This window comes from Rugosimonospora acidiphila, from assembly GCF_039543385.1.
GTDB classification, from domain to species: Bacteria; Actinomycetota; Actinomycetes; order Mycobacteriales; family Micromonosporaceae; genus Rugosimonospora; species Rugosimonospora acidiphila.
Genome location: NZ_BAABJQ010000004.1, coordinates 265,648 through 285,409 on the forward strand (window position 1 = coordinate 265,648; position 19,762 = coordinate 285,409).

The 19,762-nt window shown below is 71.7% G+C and carries 18 protein-coding genes; 8 read left to right on the plus strand and 10 right to left on the minus strand.

The features are described from left to right. The first annotated feature begins 109 nt into the window (after positions 1–109). Both ABEA87_RS08890 and ABEA87_RS08895 read left to right on the plus strand, forming a co-directional pair. Positions 110–874, plus strand: a complete 765-nt coding sequence (locus tag ABEA87_RS08890; RefSeq protein ID WP_345627795.1) for an exodeoxyribonuclease III — start codon at positions 110–112, stop codon at positions 872–874. Positions 875–906: 32 nt separating this feature from the next. Further along, on the plus strand, positions 907–2,481 hold the full coding sequence (locus tag ABEA87_RS08895) for a phytoene desaturase family protein (protein WP_345627797.1): 1,575 nt from the start codon (positions 907–909) through the stop codon (positions 2,479–2,481). 121 nt (positions 2,482–2,602) lie between these two features. On the opposite strand, the gene ABEA87_RS08900 is transcribed toward ABEA87_RS08895, so the two are convergent. Together ABEA87_RS08900 and ABEA87_RS08905 are read right to left on the minus strand one after the other, a co-directional pair. After that, positions 2,603–2,806, minus strand: coding sequence for a cold-shock protein (locus ABEA87_RS08900; protein ID WP_345627799.1), 204 nt, complete (start codon positions 2,804–2,806; stop codon positions 2,603–2,605). Between the two features lie 254 nt (positions 2,807–3,060). Continuing rightward, positions 3,061–4,644 (minus strand): Rieske 2Fe-2S domain-containing protein, encoded by a 1,584-nt coding sequence (locus ABEA87_RS08905; RefSeq protein ID WP_345627801.1) that lies wholly within the window; start codon positions 4,642–4,644, stop codon positions 3,061–3,063. A 223-nt stretch (positions 4,645–4,867) separates the two neighbouring features. On the opposite strand from ABEA87_RS08905, the gene ABEA87_RS08910 reads away from it, so the two are divergent. Beyond that, positions 4,868–5,086 (plus strand): DUF2631 domain-containing protein, encoded by a 219-nt coding sequence (locus tag ABEA87_RS08910; RefSeq protein ID WP_345627803.1) that lies wholly within the window; start codon positions 4,868–4,870, stop codon positions 5,084–5,086. A 196-nt stretch (positions 5,087–5,282) separates the two neighbouring features. On the opposite strand, the gene ABEA87_RS08915 is transcribed toward ABEA87_RS08910, so the two are convergent. From ABEA87_RS08915 to ABEA87_RS08950, 8 genes are all read right to left on the minus strand, one after another. Continuing rightward, on the minus strand, positions 5,283–6,470 hold the full coding sequence (locus tag ABEA87_RS08915; protein WP_345627804.1) for a DivIVA domain-containing protein: 1,188 nt from the start codon (positions 6,468–6,470) through the stop codon (positions 5,283–5,285). Continuing rightward, positions 6,467–7,624, minus strand: coding sequence for a dual-specificity RNA methyltransferase RlmN (gene rlmN / locus ABEA87_RS08920; protein ID WP_345628187.1), 1,158 nt, complete (start codon positions 7,622–7,624; stop codon positions 6,467–6,469). The genes ABEA87_RS08915 and rlmN overlap by 4 nt, the downstream gene beginning before the upstream one ends. A 362-nt stretch (positions 7,625–7,986) precedes the next feature. Next, on the minus strand, positions 7,987–9,054 hold the full coding sequence (locus ABEA87_RS08925; protein WP_345627806.1) for a phosphatidate cytidylyltransferase: 1,068 nt from the start codon (positions 9,052–9,054) through the stop codon (positions 7,987–7,989). Next, on the minus strand, positions 9,054–9,611 hold the full coding sequence (gene frr / locus ABEA87_RS08930) for a ribosome recycling factor (protein ID WP_345627808.1): 558 nt from the start codon (positions 9,609–9,611) through the stop codon (positions 9,054–9,056). The genes ABEA87_RS08925 and frr overlap by 1 nt, the downstream gene beginning before the upstream one ends. Before the next feature lie 59 nt (positions 9,612–9,670). Continuing rightward, positions 9,671–10,444 carry a UMP kinase gene (pyrH, locus tag ABEA87_RS08935; RefSeq protein ID WP_345627810.1) on the minus strand — a complete coding sequence of 258 codons (774 nt, stop codon included), beginning with the start codon at positions 10,442–10,444 and terminating at the stop codon, positions 9,671–9,673. Positions 10,445–10,634: 190 nt separating this feature from the next. Then, positions 10,635–11,465, minus strand: a complete 831-nt coding sequence (gene tsf / locus ABEA87_RS08940) for a translation elongation factor Ts (RefSeq protein ID WP_345627812.1) — start codon at positions 11,463–11,465, stop codon at positions 10,635–10,637. Between the two features lie 292 nt (positions 11,466–11,757). Continuing rightward, positions 11,758–12,705 carry a 30S ribosomal protein S2 gene (gene rpsB / locus ABEA87_RS08945; RefSeq protein WP_345627814.1) on the minus strand — a complete coding sequence of 316 codons (948 nt, stop codon included), beginning with the start codon at positions 12,703–12,705 and terminating at the stop codon, positions 11,758–11,760. Positions 12,706–12,970: 265 nt separating this feature from the next. After that, positions 12,971–14,005, minus strand: a complete 1,035-nt coding sequence (locus ABEA87_RS08950; RefSeq protein ID WP_345627816.1) for a hypothetical protein — start codon at positions 14,003–14,005, stop codon at positions 12,971–12,973. Positions 14,006–14,099: 94 nt separating this feature from the next. On the opposite strand from ABEA87_RS08950, the gene ABEA87_RS08955 reads away from it, so the two are divergent. From ABEA87_RS08955 to dprA, 5 genes are all read left to right on the plus strand, one after another. Then, complete coding sequence (locus tag ABEA87_RS08955; RefSeq protein ID WP_345627818.1) at positions 14,100–14,951, plus strand: aminoglycoside phosphotransferase family protein; 852 nt, start codon at positions 14,100–14,102, stop codon at positions 14,949–14,951. 87 nt (positions 14,952–15,038) lie between these two features. Next, a complete protein-coding gene (locus tag ABEA87_RS08960; protein WP_345627819.1) occupies positions 15,039–16,208 on the plus strand; it encodes a pyridoxal phosphate-dependent aminotransferase in 1,170 nt (389 codons plus the stop codon). Between the two features lie 214 nt (positions 16,209–16,422). Next, positions 16,423–16,782: a YraN family protein gene (locus ABEA87_RS08965; RefSeq protein ID WP_345627821.1), complete on the plus strand. Its 360-nt coding sequence runs from the start codon at positions 16,423–16,425 to the stop codon at positions 16,780–16,782. Beyond that, entirely contained in the window at positions 16,783–18,303 is a 1,521-nt protein-coding gene (locus ABEA87_RS08970; protein ID WP_345627823.1) for a YifB family Mg chelatase-like AAA ATPase, read from the plus strand. Next, complete coding sequence (dprA, locus tag ABEA87_RS08975) at positions 18,300–19,718, plus strand: DNA-processing protein DprA (RefSeq protein ID WP_345627825.1); 1,419 nt, start codon at positions 18,300–18,302, stop codon at positions 19,716–19,718. The genes ABEA87_RS08970 and dprA overlap by 4 nt, the downstream gene beginning before the upstream one ends. The last annotated feature ends 44 nt before the right edge of the window (positions 19,719–19,762 follow it).

Consider the following 19,762-nt stretch of genomic DNA (forward strand, 5'->3'; position numbering starts at 1 on the left):
GATGTCGGTGTGCACCCCGGCCCTCCGATCGATCAACCCAGATCGTAGACACGCGCCGCCCCGCCGCGCTGCCCGCGCCGGCCGGCGCCGCGGCGGTTACCGTAGGCGAATGCGCCTGGCCACCTGGAACGTCAACTCGGTCACCGCCCGGCTGCCCCGGCTGCTCGACTGGCTGCCGGCGGTGGCGCCGGACGTGGTGTGCCTTCAGGAGACCAAGACGGCGGAGTTCCCGACGACCGAGGTCACCAAGCTCGGGTACGAGGTGGCCGCGCACGGCTCCGGCCGGTGGAACGGGGTGGCGGTGCTGTCCCGGGTCGGGCTGGCCGACGTGAGCCTCGGGTTCCCCGGCGAACCGGGCTTTCCGGACCCGGAGGCGCGGGCCATCGGCGCCACCTGCGGCGGGCTGCGGGTCTGGTCGGTCTACGTGCCGAACGGTCGCACCATCGACTCGCCGCACTACCAGTACAAGCTGGCCTGGTTGGCGGCGCTGCGCAGCGCCCTGGAGCCGGAGCTCGCGGCCCATGACCGGCTCGCCGTGTGCGGGGACTTCAACGTGGCGCCCACCGACGCGGACGTCTGGGACCCGGCCGCGTTCGCCGGCTCGACCCACGTGACCGAGCCCGAGCGGGACGCCCTGGCCGCGCTGCGCGGGCTCCGCCTGGTCGACGTGGTACCGCGCCCGATGAAGGGGCCGAACCCGTTCACCTACTGGGACTACCGGGCCGGCATGTTCCACCAGGACATGGGCATGCGCATCGACCTGGTCTACGCGACGCGGCAGGTCGCCGAGGCGGTCCAGGACGCGTACATCGACCGGGAGGCGCGCAAGGGCAAGGGGCCCTCCGATCACGCCCCAGTCGTGATCGACTTCTGAGACCCTCCGCCGCCAGGCCCTAGGGTGGGCTGATGAGTGACATCCCTCAGCGCGCCGACGTCGTGATCATCGGCGCCGGACACAACGGCCTGGTCGCCGCGGTGCTGCTGGCCCGCGCCGGACTCGCGGTCACGGTGCTGGAGGCGGCGCCGGTGATCGGCGGGGCCGCCCGCACCGAGCACCCCTTCCCGAAGGTGCCCGGCCTGGGGCACTCCACCGGCTCGTACCTGCTGGGCCTGATGCCGCCGGAGCTGATCGCGAAGCTCGGCGTGGACATCCCGGTGCTGCGCCGGGACCCGCACTACTTCCTGCCCACGCCCGGCGGGCCGGGCGCGCCGTACCTGCTGTTCGGCCGGGACCGGGCGGCCACCCGGGAGCAGCTGACCACGTTCTTCTCGGCCGCCGATGTGGCGGCCGACGACGCGATGCAGGCCGAGTTGGCCAGCCTGCGCGAGGACCTGGCCCCGGCCTGGCTGGCCGAGCCGCTGCCGGTCGAGGCGACCGCCGAGCGCTACATCCGGGCCGAGCTGCGCCAGGTCTTCATCGATCTGGTACGCGGATCCGTCGCCGACTACCTGGCCCGGTTCGACTTCCAATCCGAGCTGTTGATCGCCATGTACGCGGTGACCGACGGGCTGTCCGGGCTCAACGCGGGTCCCGACGACCCCGGCACCGGCCACAATTTCCTGGTCCACAACATGTGCCGGCTACCCGGCTCGGACGGCACCTGGATGATCGCCCGCGGCGGCATGGGTACGGTCTCCGGCACCTTCGCCGCCGCCGCGCGGGCCGCCGGCGCGACGATCGTGGCCGGCGCTCCCGTCGCGGAGGTGCTGACCGATGCCGGGGCGGCCTCCGGCGTACGGCTGGCCGACGGGCGCACCGTGGCCGCCACGGTGGTGCTGGGTGCCTGCGACCCGTACCGGCTGTTCGCACTGGCTCCCGGGCTGCCGGTCGAGGACCGCGTCCGCGCGGTACGCCGCCCCGGCACCACGCTGAAGCTCAACCTCGCGCTGCGCGACCTGCCCGACTTCTCCTGCCTGCCGGCCGGCGCGCCCAGCCCGTTCGGCTCGACCATCCACCTGCTGCCCGGCTCGGCCCGGGACGGGCGGCCAATGGCCGAGTTGCGCGGGATGTGGGCCGACGTGTCGGCCGGACGGCTGCCCGACGAGCCGACCATCGAGTGGTACGTGCACACGACCGTGGACCCCACGCTGCAGGATCCCCAGCGGCACCACTCCTCGGCGCTGTTCGTGCAGTCGGTGCCGTACGACATCGCCGGTTCGAGCTGGGATGCCGAGCTGCCGTCCTACGTCGAGCGCCTGCTGGCGATCTGCGACCGGTACGCGCCCGGCACCAGCGACCTGGTGGTGGACATGCTGCCGCTCTCGCCGCCCGGAATCGAGGCGCATTTCGGGATCACCGGCGGGCACATCCACCACGTCGACAACACGGTGTCCTTCACCGACCGGATGCCGTACGCGACCGGCCTGCCGGGCCTGTACGCGGGTAGCGCCGGCGCGTTCCCGGCCGGCAGCGTGATCGGGGCGGCCGGACACAACGCCGCCCAGCGCATCCTGGCCGACCTGGGCCTGCCAGCCGCCTGAGCAACCGCCCGGGGCTGGCCTCGACCAGCCCCGGAAACGGCACCGGACCCCGTAGCACAGGGCAGAGTACGGGGTCCGGTTCCCACGTCGTCCCGGCCGGCGCCGGGACGACGATGATGGTTCAGATCGGACGGACGGACTCCGCCTGCGGGCCCTTGGCACCCTGCACGATCTCGAACTCCACCCGCTGGTTCTCGTCCAGCGAACGGTAGCCGGTGGTCTGAATCGCGGAGTGGTGTACGAAAACGTCGGCGCCGCCGCCGTCGACGGAGATGAAGCCGAAGCCCTTCTCCGCGTTGAACCACTTCACGGTTCCCTGAGTCATTCTGTTTCTCCTCGGAGATCTTTCGTCCGGCCCCACTCGCTGCGAGGCCGGTTGGCCGTTTTCGAGCAGCGCTAGCCGGGGCTCATCCCTCGTGAGGAGACGACCGTGCCGCCACCTGGAGGGTGACGGAAGCCAGGTACACAAAAACTTCGCAAACTACACTACACCAAAGGGCCCACGATTGTGAGGTACACGCCAGAAGACGTGATCCGTTTTACCCCGCGCCCCTGGTCAGGCCCCGCGCCCAACCGCCCCTACGCCTCGACGTCGACCGTGGCCGGCCGGCACCGCAGCTCGTGGCCGGCGCTGGTCAGGCAGCGCCCGCTGGTCAGATCGAACTTCCAGCCGTGCAGCTGGCAGGTCAGCGTCTCGCCCTCGATCACCCCGAACCGGGTCAGGTCCGCCTTCAGGTGCGGGCAGCGCCGCTGCACCACCCAGTCACCCAGCGTGATGTCCTCGGCGTCGGTGGTGCGCTCGTTCTCGTCGTACCAGCCCTCCGCGTACTGCAGGCGCTCCTCGGACAGGCACTTGAAGAACGAGTATACGAACTCGTTGTACTGGCCCACCCGGGCCGCCGAGAACCGGCAGGACAGGAACAGCGAGTTGACCCAGTCCACCTCGCCGATGTGCAGCAGGTGCTCGACCAGCGCGCGGCCGGTACGGAACCGGTACCGGACCTTCTCGTCGGCGTACTCCCGCACCTGCTTGCCGGGGAAGTCCACGACTATCGAGTCGAGCACCTCGCCGTCAGGACCGTCGGAGTCGGTCAGGTCGATCCGGACCGGCCCTCCGACCCCCTTGGCGAGGTAGATCGACTCCTCCAGCAGGGGCTCGATCCGCTTCTTCAGCTCGCCGAGCACGTCGATCTCGGGGTGCCGCCAGGACGCCTTGGCCGCCTCGATCACCGGGCGCTGCCGCTCCTGGTACGCGCGCAGGTGCTCCTCCTTGCCCGCGAAGAACTCCGCGACGTCGTCCACCGGCTGGGTGGTCCGCGCCTCGGAGACCTCCGAGGAGACGGTCAGCTCGGTGACCGTGCCGGGCAGCAGGACGGTCGCGTTGGTGCCGCCGACCTTCGCGTACTCCTCCATGAAACGCTGCTGGTCGGGGAAGATGTTGCCCTCGTCGTCGCCCAGGTCGTTGAACTGCCACAGGGCGTCGTCAAGGAAGCACGGCGGCCCGGCGATCGGGAAGACGTGGTCGGCCTTGAGGTCGTCGATGTAGCGGAAGGTGCGGTCGAACTGCCGCTCGCGCTTCTGCTTGCCGAACGCCGTCTTCGCCGCGTCGGGCAGCTCGTAGACCATCGGGTACCAGATGGCGCCGGAGAACTGCAGCAGGTGCGCGTGCACCTGACCCAGCTCGGCGAAGGTGGACAGATCGGACGGGCGGGCGTCGTTCTGGTTGAGCAGCCGGACGCCGTCGTACTCGACCCAGAGCGAGGAGTCGCCGATCGGCCCGTCGGTCGGGCTGGTCAGCGCCTGAATCATGACCTTGAGCCCGCCGTCGAGCTCGTGCACCTCGTTGGAGGTGGTGCGGAAGAAGTCGGTGAAGCCCAGCTCGCGCAGCTGGTCCTCCAGCTCGCTGGTCGGGTACTCGGGCAGCAACACCGTCGCCTGCTTGCTCACGAAACGCTTCAGGTGCTCCGCGTCGAAGTGGTCCCGGTGCAGGTGGGAGACGTACAGGTAGTCGGTCTGCCCGAGCGACTCCCAGTCCAGCTGCGAGTTGTCCGGAAACGGGAACCAGGAGGCGAAGTAGGCCGGATTCACCCAGGGGTCGCACAGGATGCTTCCCGCCGGGGTGTCGATCCGCATGCTCGCGTGGCCGGTACCGGTGATCCGCACTGCGGTGCCCCTTCTGACTCGCGATCCGTACCCCCCGACGCTACCGGAGGCGCCACCGGCGGTGTGCGGATGCTCAGCACTGCCCTCCAACGCCCACCGCCGCCACCTCCGTAACGTCCACCCGGCCAGGGCACCCGAGGCGGACCGCCCGGTGAGGCTCCCGGACGGCATGCCAAACTAAGCCTGCACCCGATCGAGCGAATGATCATCAAAGGGGATCGACGTGGCCGACGAAGAGCCAGTGACCTCACCGGACCAGCACAAGCCGGGCAACGCCAAGTTGGCCCGCATCGGTGCTGTCGGGGTCATCGTGGTCCTGCTGGCGATGCTGTGCGGCAACCAGCGCGGCCACATCGAGGACATCTTCTTGATCGTTTTCGCCGCGCTGCTCGCGGTGGTCCTGGTCGGGGACTGGCTGCTGCGCAAGAACGGCCTGCGCTGACCAGCGCGGGTACGCACCCGCGCACCGACCCCATCCGCCCCCGGCAGGCCCCGAACCTCACGCATGCCTACCGGAGCAACGCCTGCCGCGGCCGTCACGCATGCCACCGCGGTAACGCATGCCCCGCCGTCACGCTTGCCACCGCTCGGCCCCGGAGCACGGCCGCGATCCGTGCCGGGGCCGGCGGCGTAGCTGCTCAGCGTCGCCGCAGGATGTCGCGGACCTCCCGCAGCGCCTGATCCACCTCTGCCTCGTAGTAGCCGCCCGGCACCAGGTTGAACTGCCCCGGGTCCAGCTCCGTGTCGTTGATCGCCACCGAGGACCGGCTGGACATCGCGCTGAGAATTCCCTCGAACAGGCGATCCACCTGGACCGGGTCGTACCCGCTGCCAAACCGGCGCGGGTGGAACGTGCGGCGCAACTGGTCGACGCGGAGGGCGTCTCCGCCCAGACCCGCGGCGGCTCCGCCGACGCCCAGGTCCTGCGGCATCCTGATCTCGGTGGTCATGTCCGTCTTGCCGTGCCGGCCGGGCTCGAACCCCTCGAAACCCCGGCCGAAGGCGTTGGTCGGCTCCTCGTACCGGTCGGGCTCCCCATAGCGTGGCGGAGCGTCGTATCGGGTCGGCTCGTCGAACCGGGCGAAGCCGCCGCTGGTCGACGGCGACATCGGGGGCACCGGACGGGACTGCGGCGGCGGCATCGGCGGGCGATCGTCACGCACCGGCGGCGGCCCGAACCGGTCCGGCTGGGGCGGCATCATCCGGTCGTCGCGCATCGGCGGCGGGCCGGCCCGATCCGGCGGCGGCATGGTCCGGTCGTCGCGCATGACCGGAGCCATCCGGTCCGGCCCGCCCATCGGGGCGCCCATGGGCGCACCCATGCGCTCGGGCGGCGCGAGTCGATCCGGAGGCGCCATCCGATCCGGAGGTCCGAGGCGGTCGGGCGGCCCCATCCGGTCCGGGGGGCCCATTCGATCCGGCGGGCCCAGACGGTCCGGGGGGCCTAGACGGTCCGGCGGGCCCAGACGGTCCGGCGGGCCCAGACGGTCCGGCGGGCCCAGGCGATCCGGCGGTCCCAGGCGGTCAGCGGAGCCCACGCGGTCCTCGGCCATCCGGTCGGCCATCCGATCGGAGCCGCGCGCGCCCGTGCGCTCCTCCAGCTCGCTGAGCTGCCGTTCGACCCGGTCGAGGTGCAGGTCGACCTGCCACTCGTCGTACCCGCCGAAGCGCACCCGGAAGACCACGTCGTGGACCTCCTGAGCGGCGACCGGGGAGCTCGCCTCGCCGTTGAGCGTCGCCTCGACCCGGTCGAGGAAGGTGTCCACCTCGTCCACCTTGTACCCGCGACGCAGCGCCCTTCGCCGGAACCGCTGACCTTGACTCACTGTGCCGCCTTTCGCTCACTGCGTGAGGCATTCGCCCCTGGCCCCCGCCTTGGCTCATCCGACCGCGACTGCGCCGAAGCGTCGCCAGCGGCTCGTTCATCCGCCAGCGCGGCCAGCTGCCCACAGGCACCGTCGATCTCGCGGCCCCTCGTGTCGCGCACGGTGGCCGCCACTCCGGCCGCGCGCAGTCGCCGGACGAACTCGCGCTCGACCGGCTTGGGGCTGGCGTCCCAGCGGCTGCCCGGGGTCGGGTTCAGCGGGATCAGGTTGACATGCGCCAACCTCCCGGCCAACAGCCGACCGAGCAGATCCGCCCGCCACGGTTGGTCATTTACGTCTTTGATCATGGCGTACTCGATAGAGACACGGCGCCCAGTGCGTGCCGCGTACGACCATGCGGCATCCAGCACCTCGGCCACCTTCCACCGTTGGTTGACCGGTACGAGTTCGTCGCGCAGCTCATCATCTGGCGCGTGCAACGACAGCGCAAGGGTGACTGGCAGGTCCTCGCCGGCCAGTCGGTGGATGGCCGGCACCAGGCCGACTGTCGAGATCGTGACATGTCGTGCGGACAGGCCCAAGCCGCCCGGCGCTGGCTCGGTGAGCCGGCGTACCGCCTCGGTCACCCGCGAGTAGTTGGCCAGCGGCTCGCCCATGCCCATGAACACCACCCGGGACAGCCGGTCCGGGCAGTCGGGCAGCGCGCCCTCGGCGGCCAGCCCGGCGAACCAGACCACCTGGTCGACGATCTCGGCGGTGGACAGGTTGCGGGTCAGCCCGGCCTGGCCGGTCGCGCAGAACGGGCAGGCCATGCCGCAGCCCGCCTGGCTGGAGACGCAGACCGTGACCCGGTCCGGATACCCCATCAGCACGCTCTCCACCAGCGAGCCGTCGTGCAGCCGCCAGAGCGTCTTACGGGTACGGCCATCGTCACAGGTCAGCTGGCGCACCGGCGTCAGCAGCGTGGGCAGCAGCTCGGCGGCGAGCCGGCCGCGCGCGGTCGCGGGGATGTCGGTCATCCGCTGCGGGTCGCGGATCAGCCGCCCGAAGTAGTGGGTGGACAGCTGCCCGGCCCGGAACTCCTTGTCGCCGAGGCCGGCGACGGCCGCCCGGCGGCCGGCGAGGTCCAGGTCGGCGAGGTGGCGCGGCGGCATCGCGGCCCGTTGCCGGCGACCGGCCGGGGCCGCCTGCGCATCACCGGGCAGTTCGGCGAGCGCGAGGCCGGGCGGGCCGGCGACGGTGCGCGACCGCGCGGCGCCGGGCGCGGCCGGGGCGGGGCTCGCGACCTCGGGGGTCGCGGGCAGCAGGGCCAGTGGCTGGCCGGGTCCGGTGACGGGCTGTGTTGTCATAGCCGGTCCAGTCTCGCACGACCGGGCACGATCGCCCTCTCACGCCGAGGACGGCCACGCCGCGTGCCGGCCGGCCCGGGGGTGGCGCGACGGCCCGAGCCGGGCTTTGGCGGGGGCCAGAATCCCCCTCGCGTGCCCCGAGGCGCCCCGAAGCGGCGTCGCGGCGGCTATTTGCCGACCGGCGCGAGCACCGAGAGCAGCACGAAGGCGGTCGGAATGGCGAAAAGGATCGAGTCGAGCCGGTCCATCAGGCCGCCGTGCCCGGGCAGCAGGTTACTCATGTCCTTGATCTTGAGATCCCGCTTGATCAGGGATTCTGTGAGATCGCCAACAACGGCGGCGATCGACACGGCGACCCCGAAGATCACGCCGTGCCACCAGGGCTCGTGGAGCAGGAGGTCGATCAGCACCGCACCGCCGAGGCCGGTGGCCAGCAGCGAGCCGCACAGCCCCTCCCAGGACTTCTTCGGGCTGATCGACGGCGCCATCGGATGCTGACCGAAGAACACCCCGGCGGCGTAGCCACCCGTGTCGGAGAGCACCACCGAGGCAAGGGTCAGCACCACCCGGAGTGGGCCATCGTGCGGCTTGTCCAGCATGACCGCGAAGGACGCGAGGAACGGCACATAGACCGCGATCAGAGCCGCGGTGGTGGCGTCGCGCTGGTATCCGGCGGGGCCGTCGGCCAGGCGCCAGATCAGCGCCGCGACGACGGACAGCGTCAGGCCCAGGATCAGCGGTTCGGTCCCGCCCTCCCAAGCCAGCCCGACCATCACCGGACAGGCCAGCAGCAGCGGAATCAGCGGCGCTCGGATGCCCGTCCCGCGCACGGCTCGGACCATCTCGAAGACCCCGATGCCGGTCGCCAGCACGATCAGGCCGAGGAAGGCGGGACGCCAGACGAACAGCGAGACGATGACTATCGCGCCGAGGGTGACACCCACCCCGATCGCCGCGGGCAGGTTGCGGCCGGCACGGCTCTTGCGCGGGCCCTGGGGCGACGGCTCGCTGGCGCGCTGCTCACGGGACCGGGCGGTGCGGCCGTCCTCGAGGTTGAGGTCCAGCTCGTCGACGGGCCCCTTCGGGTACGCCGGGATGATCGCCGTGCCGTCCTTGTCGTACGGGACGGGTTGCGGCGCCGGCTCTGGGTACGGCTCGGGCGCGGCCACGTCGGCGTGCCGCGCCCGATGACGTGCCCGAGATCCCTGGCGGTCCGGAGGATCGACGTAGGACATCAGACCTCGAGGAGCTCGGTTTCCTTGTGCCTGACGATCTCGTCGATGCTGGCGGTGTACTTGTGGGTGAGGTCGTCGAGCTCCTTCTCCGCCCGGCGCACCTCGTCCTCGCCCGCCTCGCCGTCCTTGACGATGCGGTCCAGCTCCTCCTTGGCCTTGCGTCGCACGTTGCGAACGGAGACCTTGGCCTCCTCGCCCTTGTGCCGGGCCACCTTGATCATGTCCCGGCGCCGCTCCTCGGTCATCTGCGGCAGTACGATGCGCAGCTGGTTGCCCTCGTTATTCGGGTTCACCCCGAGATCCGAGTCGCGGATCGCCTTCTCCATCGCCTGGAGCTGGCCGTTGTCGTACGGCTTGATGATCGCCATCCGTGGCTCCGGGGTGCCGATCGAGGCCATCTGCGGCAGCGGGGTCGGGCTGCCGTAGTAGTCGATGATGATCTTGGAGAACATCGCCGCCGTGGCTCGACCGGTACGGATCGCGGCGAACTCCTCCTTGGCGACCTCGATCGCCCGCTCCATCTTCTCTTCTGCCTCGAAGAGCGTTTCGTCGATCACGTGCTCCGTCGCCTCCTTCGGGCGGTTGCGTGGCAGGTCACGCGGTTACTGCCGGCCGGTCAGGCGGTGATCAGTGTGCCGATCTTCTCGCCGCTGACCGCCTTGATGATGGTGTCCTCGCCCTCGGCACCGAAGACGAGCATCGGAAGGCGATTGTCCTTGCACAGGCTGAAGGCCGCCGCATCGGCCACCCCCAGACCCTCGCGAAGCATCTCATCGAACGTGATGGAGGCCAACTTGACGGCGGTCGGATCGATCCTCGGGTCGGCGGTGTAGACGCCGTCCACGCCGTTCTTGCTCATCAGCACGGAGTCAGCGTGAATCTCCAGAGCCCGCTGCACAGCCACGGTGTCGGTCGAGAAGTACGGCATCCCGGCGCCCGCCCCGAAGATGACCACGCGGCCCTTTTCCAGGTGCCGGATCGCCTTGCGGGGAATGTACGGCTCGGCCACCTGGGCCATGGTGATCGCCGTCTGCACCCGGGTGTCGATGCCCGACTTCTCCAGAAAGTCCTGCAGCGCCAGACAGTTCATCACCGTCGCGATCATGCCCATGTAGTCGGCGCGGGAGCGGTCCATGCCGCGCTTCTCCAGCTCCACGCCGCGGAAGAAGTTGCCGCCGCCGACCACCACGGCGATCTGGGTCCCGAGCTGGACCACGTGCCCGATCTGCCGGGCCAGGTCCTGGACCACGTCCGGATCCACGCCGATCTCGCCGCCGCCGAACACCTCGCCGGACAGCTTCAGCACAACCCGTCGGGCTCGCGGCGGCCCGCCGCTGGCCAGCCGGCCCGCCGCAGCGGTCACGATCTCGTCGGCCACCGTGTCAGTCATCGCGCCCTCCAGGTCTGTCATTACCAATCTGTCATGTCCCGGCGCAAGCTGGGCGACGCGCCCCGCCGCCGGTGGCTGGTCTGGGTCGCTGTGCGGCGCCAGACGTGCCGGGCCAGACCGGCCCTACTATGCGACGGGGAGGCCGGCGCGTGGTTTTCGTCCACCCGCGGCCTCCCCGTCTGCCGTACTGCTAGGCCTGCCCGACCTCGAACCGGACGAACCGGTTCACGGTGAGCCCGGCCTCCTTGAGGATCTGCTGCACAGTCTTTTTCTGGTCCTGCACCGACGACTGCTCCAGCAGGACGAAGTCCTTGAAGAAGGCGCCGACCCGGCCCTCGACGATCCGCGCGAGGGCCTGCTCGGGCTTGCCCTCCTCGCGGGCGGTCTCCTCGGCGATGCGCCGCTCGGTCGCGACCACGTCCGTGGGGACCTCGTCGCGGCTGAGGTACTTCGGCCGCATAGCCGCGATCTGCATCGCGACGCCGCGCGCGTCCGCCTCGCCCGCCTCGTCGGACTTGCCCGCGTACTCGACCATCACCCCCACGGCCGGCGGCAGGTCCGCGCTCTTGCGGTGCAGGTAGACGGCGACCTGGCCGTTGAGCACCGCGAACCGGTTGACCACCAGACGCTCACCGATCTTCGCGGACTGCTCGTCCACGGCGGCGGCGACGGTGCGACCGTCGGGCAGCGTGGAGGCCAGCAGCGCGTCCAGGTCGGCCGGGTTCGTGTTCGCCACCTGCTCCACCAGGCTCTGCGCCAGGGCGATGAAGTCGGCGTTCTTGGCCACGAAGTCGGTCTCGCAGTTGATCTCGAGCAGAGCCGTGCCGGAGTGGGCGACCAGCCCGTTGGCGGCGGTCCGGCCGGCCCGCTTGCCGACGTCCTTCGCACCCTTGATGCGGAGGATCTCTACCGCTTTCTCGAAGTCGCCGTCGGCCTCGTCCAGCGCCTTCTTGCAGTCCATCATGCCAGCGCCGGTCAGTTCGCGGAGCTTCTTGACGTCCGCGGAAGTGAAGTTCGCCATGTCCCTCTTCTATCCGTCCGCTTGCGGGCGGCACTCTGCCTTCTCGCCCGGGTACCCGACCCCGGCGCCACATTCCCTGACGCCGATGGCGCCCGATACCCGGTTCGACGGCGCCGGCTCACGAGAATCCTCGCAGACCTCGTCGAGCGACCCGGCGCCGCCGCCCGCCGCGATTCGCTTCGGGCGCATCCGTCCCCGGACGCGCCCGTCGCGCACCGCCGCGAGCGGCCGGCCTTGCTATGTCCTCATGTCCGTTTGCCGGACGGCGGAGTTCCGCCATCCGGCGCGACCGTCAGGCCGAGGTGGCCTCGGTGGCCGGGGCAGCCTCGGCGGCCGGAGCAGCCTCCGCAGCCGGAGCGGCCTCCGCAGCCGCAGCGGCCTCCGCAGCCGGACCAGCCTCCGCAGCCGGAGCGGCCGGAGCGGCCTCGGTGGTGCCCGGCTGCGCCTCCTTGCGCTGCAGCAGCTCGCGCTCCCACTCGGCCAGCGGCTCGTCGACCGCCACCGCGCCCGGCTCGGGCTTCTCGTCGGCGGCGCCGCGCCCCGTGCCCCGTCCGGACCGGGAGATCAGACCGTCCGCGACCGCGTCCGCGATCACGCGGGTCAGCAGCGCGGCCGAGCGGATGGCGTCATCGTTGCCGGGGATCGGGAAGTCGACCTCGTCCGGGTCGCAGTTGGTGTCCAGCACCGCGATCACCGGGATGCCCAGCTTGCGGGCCTCGTCGACGGCGATGTGCTCCTTCTTGGTGTCCACCACCCAGATCGCGGCCGGGGTCTTCTGCATGTCCCGCAGACCGCCCAGGGTCCGGGTCAGCTTGTCCTTCTCCCGAGTCAGCTGGAGGGTCTCCTTCTTCGTGTACCCCTGCGCCGCGCCGGTCTGCTCGATCGACTCCAGCTCCTTCATCCGCTGCAGCCGCTTGTAGACCGTCTGGAAGTTGGTGAGCATGCCACCCAACCAGCGGTGGTTCACGTACGGCATGCCGACCCGCGACGCCTGCTCCGACATCGCCTCCTGGGCCTGCTTCTTGGTGCCGACGAACAGGATGCTGCCGCCCTCGGCGACCGTGTTGCGGACGAAGTCGTACGCCTTCTCGATGTAGTCGAGGCTCTGGCGCAGATCGATGATGTAGATCCCGTTGCGCTCGGTGAGGATGAAGCGCTTCATCTTCGGGTTCCAGCGCCGAGTCTGGTGTCCGAAGTGGACACCGCTCTCCAGAAGCTGGCGCATGGTTACCACTGCCATGGCGGGGTGCTCCTCAGTTTCCCTGGTTGTCCCGGCGCTCCGGTCGGACCGCCGGCCTGGCGCCTGATCGTCGGCCGGGGTTGAGCCCGCGCGCCGGAGTGGCGCATCGGGACCAGGGCGGCCGCCGCCCCACCGATGAGGTGAGGAGGGCGCGCGAGGTCGACCACGCGAGGTGGTCGCCGTTGTCGAGTGTACGCGGTGCTCAGGCCGCAGCCGCCCCTGGGCGTACACCCTGGGGGCTTTTGTCGGTTTTGCCCTTAAAATGCTATATAGCGAGGGCGCCGGCCACGATGAGCGCCAGCCCGATCGGCAGGAACGCCAGCGGCGGTCGCAGCCATGCGCGGCCCGGCGCCGGCCCGGACGCATTGGCCGCACCGGTGATCAACCCGTACAGGCCCATCGCGACGAGCGGGGTGCCGCCCATGGTGAAGATCCCGCCCAGCACCTCGGCCGGCTGGAACGGGTGCCCGAACTCGCCCGAGAACAGCATCCGCACGGTCAGCAATTCGGCCAGGATCGCCACGACGACCAGCAGGATCGCCGCGCCGGTGTGCCGGGAGCGGTACACGGCGCCGCTCTGGTCGACGGGCATGGGCGGCGCCGGCTGGGATGCCGGGCCCGGCATCCCGCCACCGGCCGGCCCGAGCGGCGGGGGCGGATTGCCCTGCATGGGCCCGGCCTGCATCGGCGTCGCGGCCTGCATCGGTGGCCCCGCCTGGATCGGCGGCGGGTTGATCGGCTGGGTCTGGATGGGCGGCGCGAGCTGCGTCGGCGCCCCGACCGACCCGGGCGCCCGGCGCAGCGCCGCGCGGTCTATCGGCTCGGTCTGGAATCGCGACTCCGGCCCCTCGGCATGGAACCGCGGCTCGGCCTGTTCCTGGTGGAACCGGGGCTCGACCTGCTCCTGATGGAACCGGGGCTCGACCTGCTCCTGATGGAAGCGCGGCTCGACCTGCTCCTGGTGGAACCGGGACTCGGTCGAGTCGTGGAAACGTGAGTCCGACAGGTCGGCCGGCGGCGGCAACGGCGGCAACTCCACACCCGAGCGCGGCCCGGTCGGGCTGGCGCTCCGGGCGGCCAGACCAGGATCGGACCGGGAGCCATACGCCTCGGCCTCGGGGTAACCCTCCCGGAACCGGCCCGACTCGCCGCCCGCCTCACCCGGCTCCGAGTAGCGCGGCTCCGGCACCCGATGCCGCTCGTCGTCCTCGAACCGGCTGTCCACCGCCGGGTACCGCTCGGCGTAACCCGAGTACCAGCGTCCATCCGACTCGTCTTGATAGTTGCGAGGTCCGTCCACGACTCGCACGGTAGGCGACTGCCGGCCCGGCTCGCCAGCGCGCTGACCTGGATGCCTGGATTGTCATTCGAACGTCCCCGGCATAATGACAACCGTGGAGGTACCGGACGATCTCCTCGCCATCGCAGACGCGTTGATGCCGGGGAGCGCGTGGGAGCGCGCACGGCTGGGTCGGGGCGGCTCGCACGATGTCGTCCTGCTGCCCGGCGTCGCGGCGGTGCGGATCGCCAAGTACGCCAGCACCGCGGCCCTGCTGCCCCAGCGCTGCCAGCTGCTGTCCCGCCTGGAGAAGGCCGGATTGCCGTTCGCCGTGCCAGTACCGCTGACCGACGTGGTCGACGTCAACGGGCGGGCCGCGGTCGCGCTGTCCTGGGTACCGGGCGCGCCGACCGCCCGCGGGCAGGGCCAGCCGGCCGGACTGCGCGACCTGATGGCCGCCCTGGCCTCGGTGCACCTCGCCGACGTCGACGGGCTGCTCGGCCCGGCCCACGCGTACGCGGGTGGGCCCCGCTGGCCGGAGCTGATGCGTGAGGTGAGCGCGCTGCTGCCGGACGAGTGGCGGGCCGAGGCGGCCGAGCGCGTGGCGCGGGCGCGGGACCTGCCGCCGGTACCGGTCCGGCTGGTACACGGGGATCTGGCCGGCGAGAACGTGCACTGGGATCCGGCCGGCCGGCACTGTGTCGGCGTGCTGGACTGGGATTTCGCGCAGCCGTTCGATCCGGCTGTGGACGCCGCCTGCCTGGCCTGGCACGGCTGGTCGACGCTGCGCGAGGCAGTCGATCCGCAGACATACCAGCGTGCCCGGATCTGGTACCTGACCTTCGGGCTCGACCAGGTGGCGGTCAGTCTGCTGCGCGGGGACCCGGCCCGGGTGCTGGCGGAGCAGGTCGCCCAGGCCGTCGCCTGGCTGGAGCGCACCACCCAGCAGCCCCCACCGCCGCGCTGAGGACCCGCCGCCGCGCTGAGGACCCGCCGCCGCGTTCAGGGCCTGCGGCCGGCGGCTGGCCGCCAGGGCAGGCATAGGCTGGCCGGCATGGATCCGCTCGTCGCCCGGATGCAGCCGTTCGGCACCACCATCTTCGCCGAGATGTCCGCACTCGCCGTGCGCACCGGCGCGGTCAACCTCGGTCAGGGCTTCCCAGACACCGACGGGCCGCCCGGCATGCTCGACGCCGCAGCCAAGGCCCTGCAGACCGGCGCGAACCAGTACCCGCCGGGGCCCGGCATCCCCGCCCTGCGCTCGGCGATCGCCGACCACCAGAGCACCTTCTGGGGGCTGGAGTACGACCCCGACGGTGAGGTGCTGGTGACGGCCGGCGCGACCGAGGCCATCACCGCCGCGATCCTGGCGCTGTGCGAGCCCGGCGACGAGGTGATCTGCTTCGAGCCGTACTACGACTCCTACGCGGCGGCCATCGCGCTGGCCGGTGCGGTGCGCCGGCCGGTGACCCTGCGACCGGGTTCCGACGGGCGCTACGAGTTCGACGCCGCCGCGCTGCGCGCGGCCTTCGGCCCGCGTACCCGGCTGGTGCTGCTCAACTCCCCGCACAACCCGACCGGCAAGGTGTTCACCCGCGACGAACTGGCGCTCATCGCGCGGCTTTGCGTATCGCACGACGTGTACGCGGTCACCGACGAGGTGTACGAGCACCTGATCTTCGACGGCGGCTCACACGTCCCGCTGGCCACCCTGCCCGGGATGCGCGACCGTACGCTGCAGATCTCGTCGGCTGGGAAGACCTTTTCGTGCACCGGTTGGAAGGTCGGCTGGGCGTGCGGGCCGGTCGAACTGGTCTCCGCCGTACTGCGGGTCAAGCAGTTCCTGACCTTCGTCAACGCCGCTCCCCTGCAGCCGGCCGTCGCGTACGCGCTGTCGCTGCCCCGCTCGTACTACGAGGAGTTCCGCGCCGACCTGCAGGCCAAGCGGGATCGACTGATCGGTGGCCTGACCGAGGCCGGGTTCTCGGTGCTGGTACCCGAGGGCACCTACTTCGTCACCGCGGACATCACCGGGTTGGGTGGCACGGACGGCGTCGAGTTCTGCCGCGAGTTGCCGGCACGGTGCGGCGTGGTCGCGGTACCGAGCCAGGTCTTCTACGACAACGTCGCCGCCGGCCGGCACCTGGTCAGGTTCGCGTTCTGCAAGAAACCCGAGGTGCTCGACGAGGCCGTGTCCCGGCTGCGCCGGCTCGCCAGCGCCTGAGGCCCGGTCCGCGTCCGGTACCTTCGCACCCCCGGCGCCTTCGCACCCCGCATCCCCGCGCGTTCGCGGCCGCGCGTCCGGCGGGTCGGCGCGTAGGCCGGCGGCATAGCAGATCATCGTCTTGATCGTTCGACCGTCCACAAGCACCGTCGCTGTCCACATGTCGATCTCCCGGCTCTGGTGAGCGCCGGGCGGGTCCGACAGCCTCACCGGCATGAGGCGAGCCAAGGATGCGGTGGGCGCCTACGGCGAGCGAGTCGCCGTGCGTCACCTGCTGGATCAGGGCATGGTGCTGTTGGCCCGCAACTGGCGGTGCCCGTCCGGTGAGATCGACGCTATCCTGCGCGACCGCGACACCGTGGTTTTCGTCGAGGTCAAGACCAGGCGCGGTGAGGGCTTCGGCAGCCCGGCCTCCGCCGTCGGCCCGGCGAAAGTGGCCCGGCTGCGCCGGCTGGCGGCGCAGTGGCTGGCTGAGACGGGCATCCATTCCGGGGAGGTCCGGTTCGACGTGGTCGAGGTCCGGACGCGGCGGGCCGGTGCCGCAGCCGTCGAGCACTTGCGCGGTGCGTTCTAAATGTCCTATGCGAAAGTCCTCGCCGTGGCCCTGGTCGGGCTCGCCGGCCACGTCGTCGAGATCGAGGCCGACCTCGCCGCCGGGCTGCCCGGCCTGACCCTGACCGGGCTGCCCGACGCCGCCCTCTCCGAGGCCCGCGACCGGGTCCGCGCGGCCCTGGTCAACTCCGGCGAGAGCTGGCCCAACCGCAGGATCACCGTCAACCTGCTGCCGGCCGCGATGCCCAAGCACGGCTCCACCTTCGACCTGGCGGTCGCAGTGAGCATCCTGGCCGCCGCGGGCGTGCTTCCGCTGGCGCCGCTGCAGGGCGTGGTGCTGCTGGGCGAGTTGGGGCTCGACGGCGCCGTGCGGCCGGTGCGCGGGGTGCTGCCCAGCGTCCTGGCCGCGGCGCGCGAGGGCGTCCGCCGCGTGGTGGTGCCGGCGGGAAACGTCCGGGAGGCCGCCCTGGTGCCGGGGGTCACGGTCCGCGCCACCGATTGCCTACGTCGCCTGGTGTCCTTCGTCCGCGACGGCACCGCGCTGCTCGATCCGCCGCCCGCCCCGGCGGTCGAGGGCGACTCCGACCTGGATCTCGCCGACGTCGTCGGGCAGGAGTTGGGCAGGCGTGGGCTGGAGCTGGCCGCCGCGGGCGGACATCACCTCTCGATGATCGGGCCGCCCGGCGCGGGTAAAACGATGCTGGCCCAGCGGCTACCGTCGATCCTGCCTCCGCTGTCCGACGCCGCCGCGCTGGAGGTGACGGCGGTGCACTCGATCGCCGGGGTGCTGCCCGCCGACTCGCCGATGATCCGCCGGCCGCCGTTCCAGGCGCCGCATCACACGGCGAGCGTGGCGGCCCTGGTGGGCGGCGGCTCCGGCCTGGCCCGTCCGGGCGCCATCTCCCTGTCCCACATGGGGATTCTCTTCCTCGACGAAGCCCCCGAATTCGGCGCGCAGGCGTTGGAGACGCTGCGCCAGCCGCTGGAGGACGGCTACGTGGTGCTGTCCCGGTCCAACGGTTCGGCCCGGTACCCGGCCCGCATCCAACTGATCATGGCCGCCAATCCGTGCCCCTGCGCCCGTCCCGCCGGCGATGAGCACTGCGAGTGCAGCCCCACGATGCGCCGCCGATACCTGGGCCGGCTGTCCGGGCCGCTGATGGACCGGGTCGACCTGCAGGTGCCGCTGATGCCGGTGACCGCGGCCCAGCTCATCGAGGAGACGGTTCAGGCCGAGCCGTCGTCGGTGGTGGCCGCCCGGGTGGCCCAGGCTCGCGCCGCGGCGGCCGTCCGCTGGTCCGACCACGGCTGGTCGACCAATGCCGAGGTGCCCGGGCCGGTGCTGCGCCGCCCGCCCTGGCGGTTGCCGGCGGCGGCCACCGCCGGCCTGCACCGGGCAGTGGACGCGGGCTCGATCTCCGCGCGCGGGTTCGATCGCGTGCTGCGGGTCGCTTGGACCATCGCGGATCTCGACGGCCGGTCGGGTCCGGATCACGGAGACGTACAGGAGGCGTTGGCGATGCGCATCGGACGGATCGGATGAACACCGACATCCAGGACCCGCGGACGGCCCGGGCCGCGCTGGCCTGTCTGGCCGAGCCGGGCGGCCTGGCAATCTACGACCTGGTCCGCGAGCACGGGCCGGCGCAGGCACTGAGCCGCGTCCTGGCCGGCGCGGCCTGGCGTGATCTGGTCGACTCGGTGCGCGCCCGGCTCGCCGGTACGACGGTGGAAGAGATCGCCGCCACCGTCCTGGCCCGGACCAGACGGATCGGCGCCCGGGTGGTGATCCCGGAGGACGAGGAGTGGCCGGCGCAGCTGGCCGACCTGCGCATGATCAGTCGGTCCGACGGTGACCGGATCGGGCGCGACACCTACCCGCCGGTCTGCCTGTGGGTCCGCGGCGAGCGACCACTGGCCGAGGCGCTCGGCCGCTCGGTGGCCGTGGTCGGTGCGCGGGCCGCCACGTCCTATGGCAATCACGTGGCGACCGAACTGGCGTACGGGCTCGCGAGTCGCGGCTGGGCGGTGGTCTCCGGCGGCGCCTTCGGCATCGACGCCGCGGCGCACCGTGGCGCCCTGGCCGGGGGCGGGATGACCGCCGCCGTCCTCGCCTGCGGCGTGGACCGCCCGTACCCGTCGGCAAACGCGAGCCTGTTCGAGCGGATCGCCGACGACGGCCTGCTGATTAGCGAGTGGCCGCCGGGCGCCGACCCTCACCGGCACCGGTTCCTGATCCGTAACCGGGTCATCGCGGCCCTGGCACGAGGCACGGTGATGGTCGAGGCGAACGCCCGCAGCGGGGCCCGGCAGACGCTGGGCCGGGCGGTGCTGCTGGGTCGGGGAGTCATGGCGGTCCCGGGGCCGGTCACGTCGGCGATGTCGGTCGGCTGCCACGAAGTGATCCGCGAGGGGGCCCGGCTGGTCACCTCATACCAGGAGGTGCTCGAGGAGGTGGGTCTGATCGGTGACGACCTTGCTCCACGGGTACGGGCTCCGGAGCGGGAACACGACCGGTTGGGTCCACAGCTGTCCCGGGTGCTCGACGCGGTGCCCCGGCGGGGCGGGGCGGACGCGGGGCAGATCGCCGCGACCGCGGGCCTGCCGCTGCGGGAGGTGCTCCGGGCAATGCCGGCTTTGGAGGAGTTGGGCCAGGTCGAGGCGAGAGAGGACGGCCGCTACGTGTCGGCGCGCAGGGTACGGACGCAGCGGCCCGCCGCCTCCCCTGAGGGCTCAGGGGAGGCATCGGCCGAAGCTCCGACGGGGGAACCGCCGGAGGCGGCGGCGAACGGCCGGGCGGACAGCGCGACCGAAGCCGCCTCGAACGGCCGGGCGGCGGGCGGGGCCGAAGCGGCCTCGGACGGCCCGGCAGGCGAAAGCGAGGCGGCCTCGGACGGCCGGGAGGCGGCCGGCGAGGCGATCGGCGAGACGGCGCGCCAGCGTGACGTGCCGTCCTGACGCGGCGCGCCGGCTTGACGAGGCGGCCGCCGGCCCGGGACCGT

Excerpts from the sequence above, each read along its gene's own strand:
- ABEA87_RS08890 (WP_345627795.1), top strand. The coding sequence starts at position 110 with ATGCGCCTGGCCACCTGGAACGTCAACTCGGTCACCGCCCGGCTGCCC.
- ABEA87_RS08895 (WP_345627797.1), top strand. The coding sequence starts at position 907 with ATGAGTGACATCCCTCAGCGCGCCGACGTCGTGATCATCGGCGCCGGA.
- ABEA87_RS08900 (WP_345627799.1), bottom strand. The coding sequence starts at position 2,806 with ATGACTCAGGGAACCGTGAAGTGGTTCAACGCGGAGAAGGGCTTCGGC.
- rlmN (WP_345628187.1), bottom strand. The coding sequence starts at position 7,624 with ATGCCGCCGCGCCACCTCGCCGACCTGGACCTCGCCGGCCGCCGGGCG.
- ABEA87_RS08925 (WP_345627806.1), bottom strand. The coding sequence starts at position 9,054 with ATGTCCTACGTCGATCCTCCGGACCGCCAGGGATCTCGGGCACGTCAT.
- pyrH (WP_345627810.1), bottom strand. The coding sequence starts at position 10,444 with ATGACTGACACGGTGGCCGACGAGATCGTGACCGCTGCGGCGGGCCGG.
- tsf (WP_345627812.1), bottom strand. The coding sequence starts at position 11,465 with ATGGCGAACTTCACTTCCGCGGACGTCAAGAAGCTCCGCGAACTGACC.
- rpsB (WP_345627814.1), bottom strand. The coding sequence starts at position 12,705 with ATGGCAGTGGTAACCATGCGCCAGCTTCTGGAGAGCGGTGTCCACTTC.
- ABEA87_RS08960 (WP_345627819.1), top strand. The coding sequence starts at position 15,039 with ATGGATCCGCTCGTCGCCCGGATGCAGCCGTTCGGCACCACCATCTTC.
- ABEA87_RS08965 (WP_345627821.1), top strand. The coding sequence starts at position 16,423 with ATGAGGCGAGCCAAGGATGCGGTGGGCGCCTACGGCGAGCGAGTCGCC.
- ABEA87_RS08970 (WP_345627823.1), top strand. The coding sequence starts at position 16,783 with ATGTCCTATGCGAAAGTCCTCGCCGTGGCCCTGGTCGGGCTCGCCGGC.
- dprA (WP_345627825.1), top strand. The coding sequence starts at position 18,300 with ATGAACACCGACATCCAGGACCCGCGGACGGCCCGGGCCGCGCTGGCC.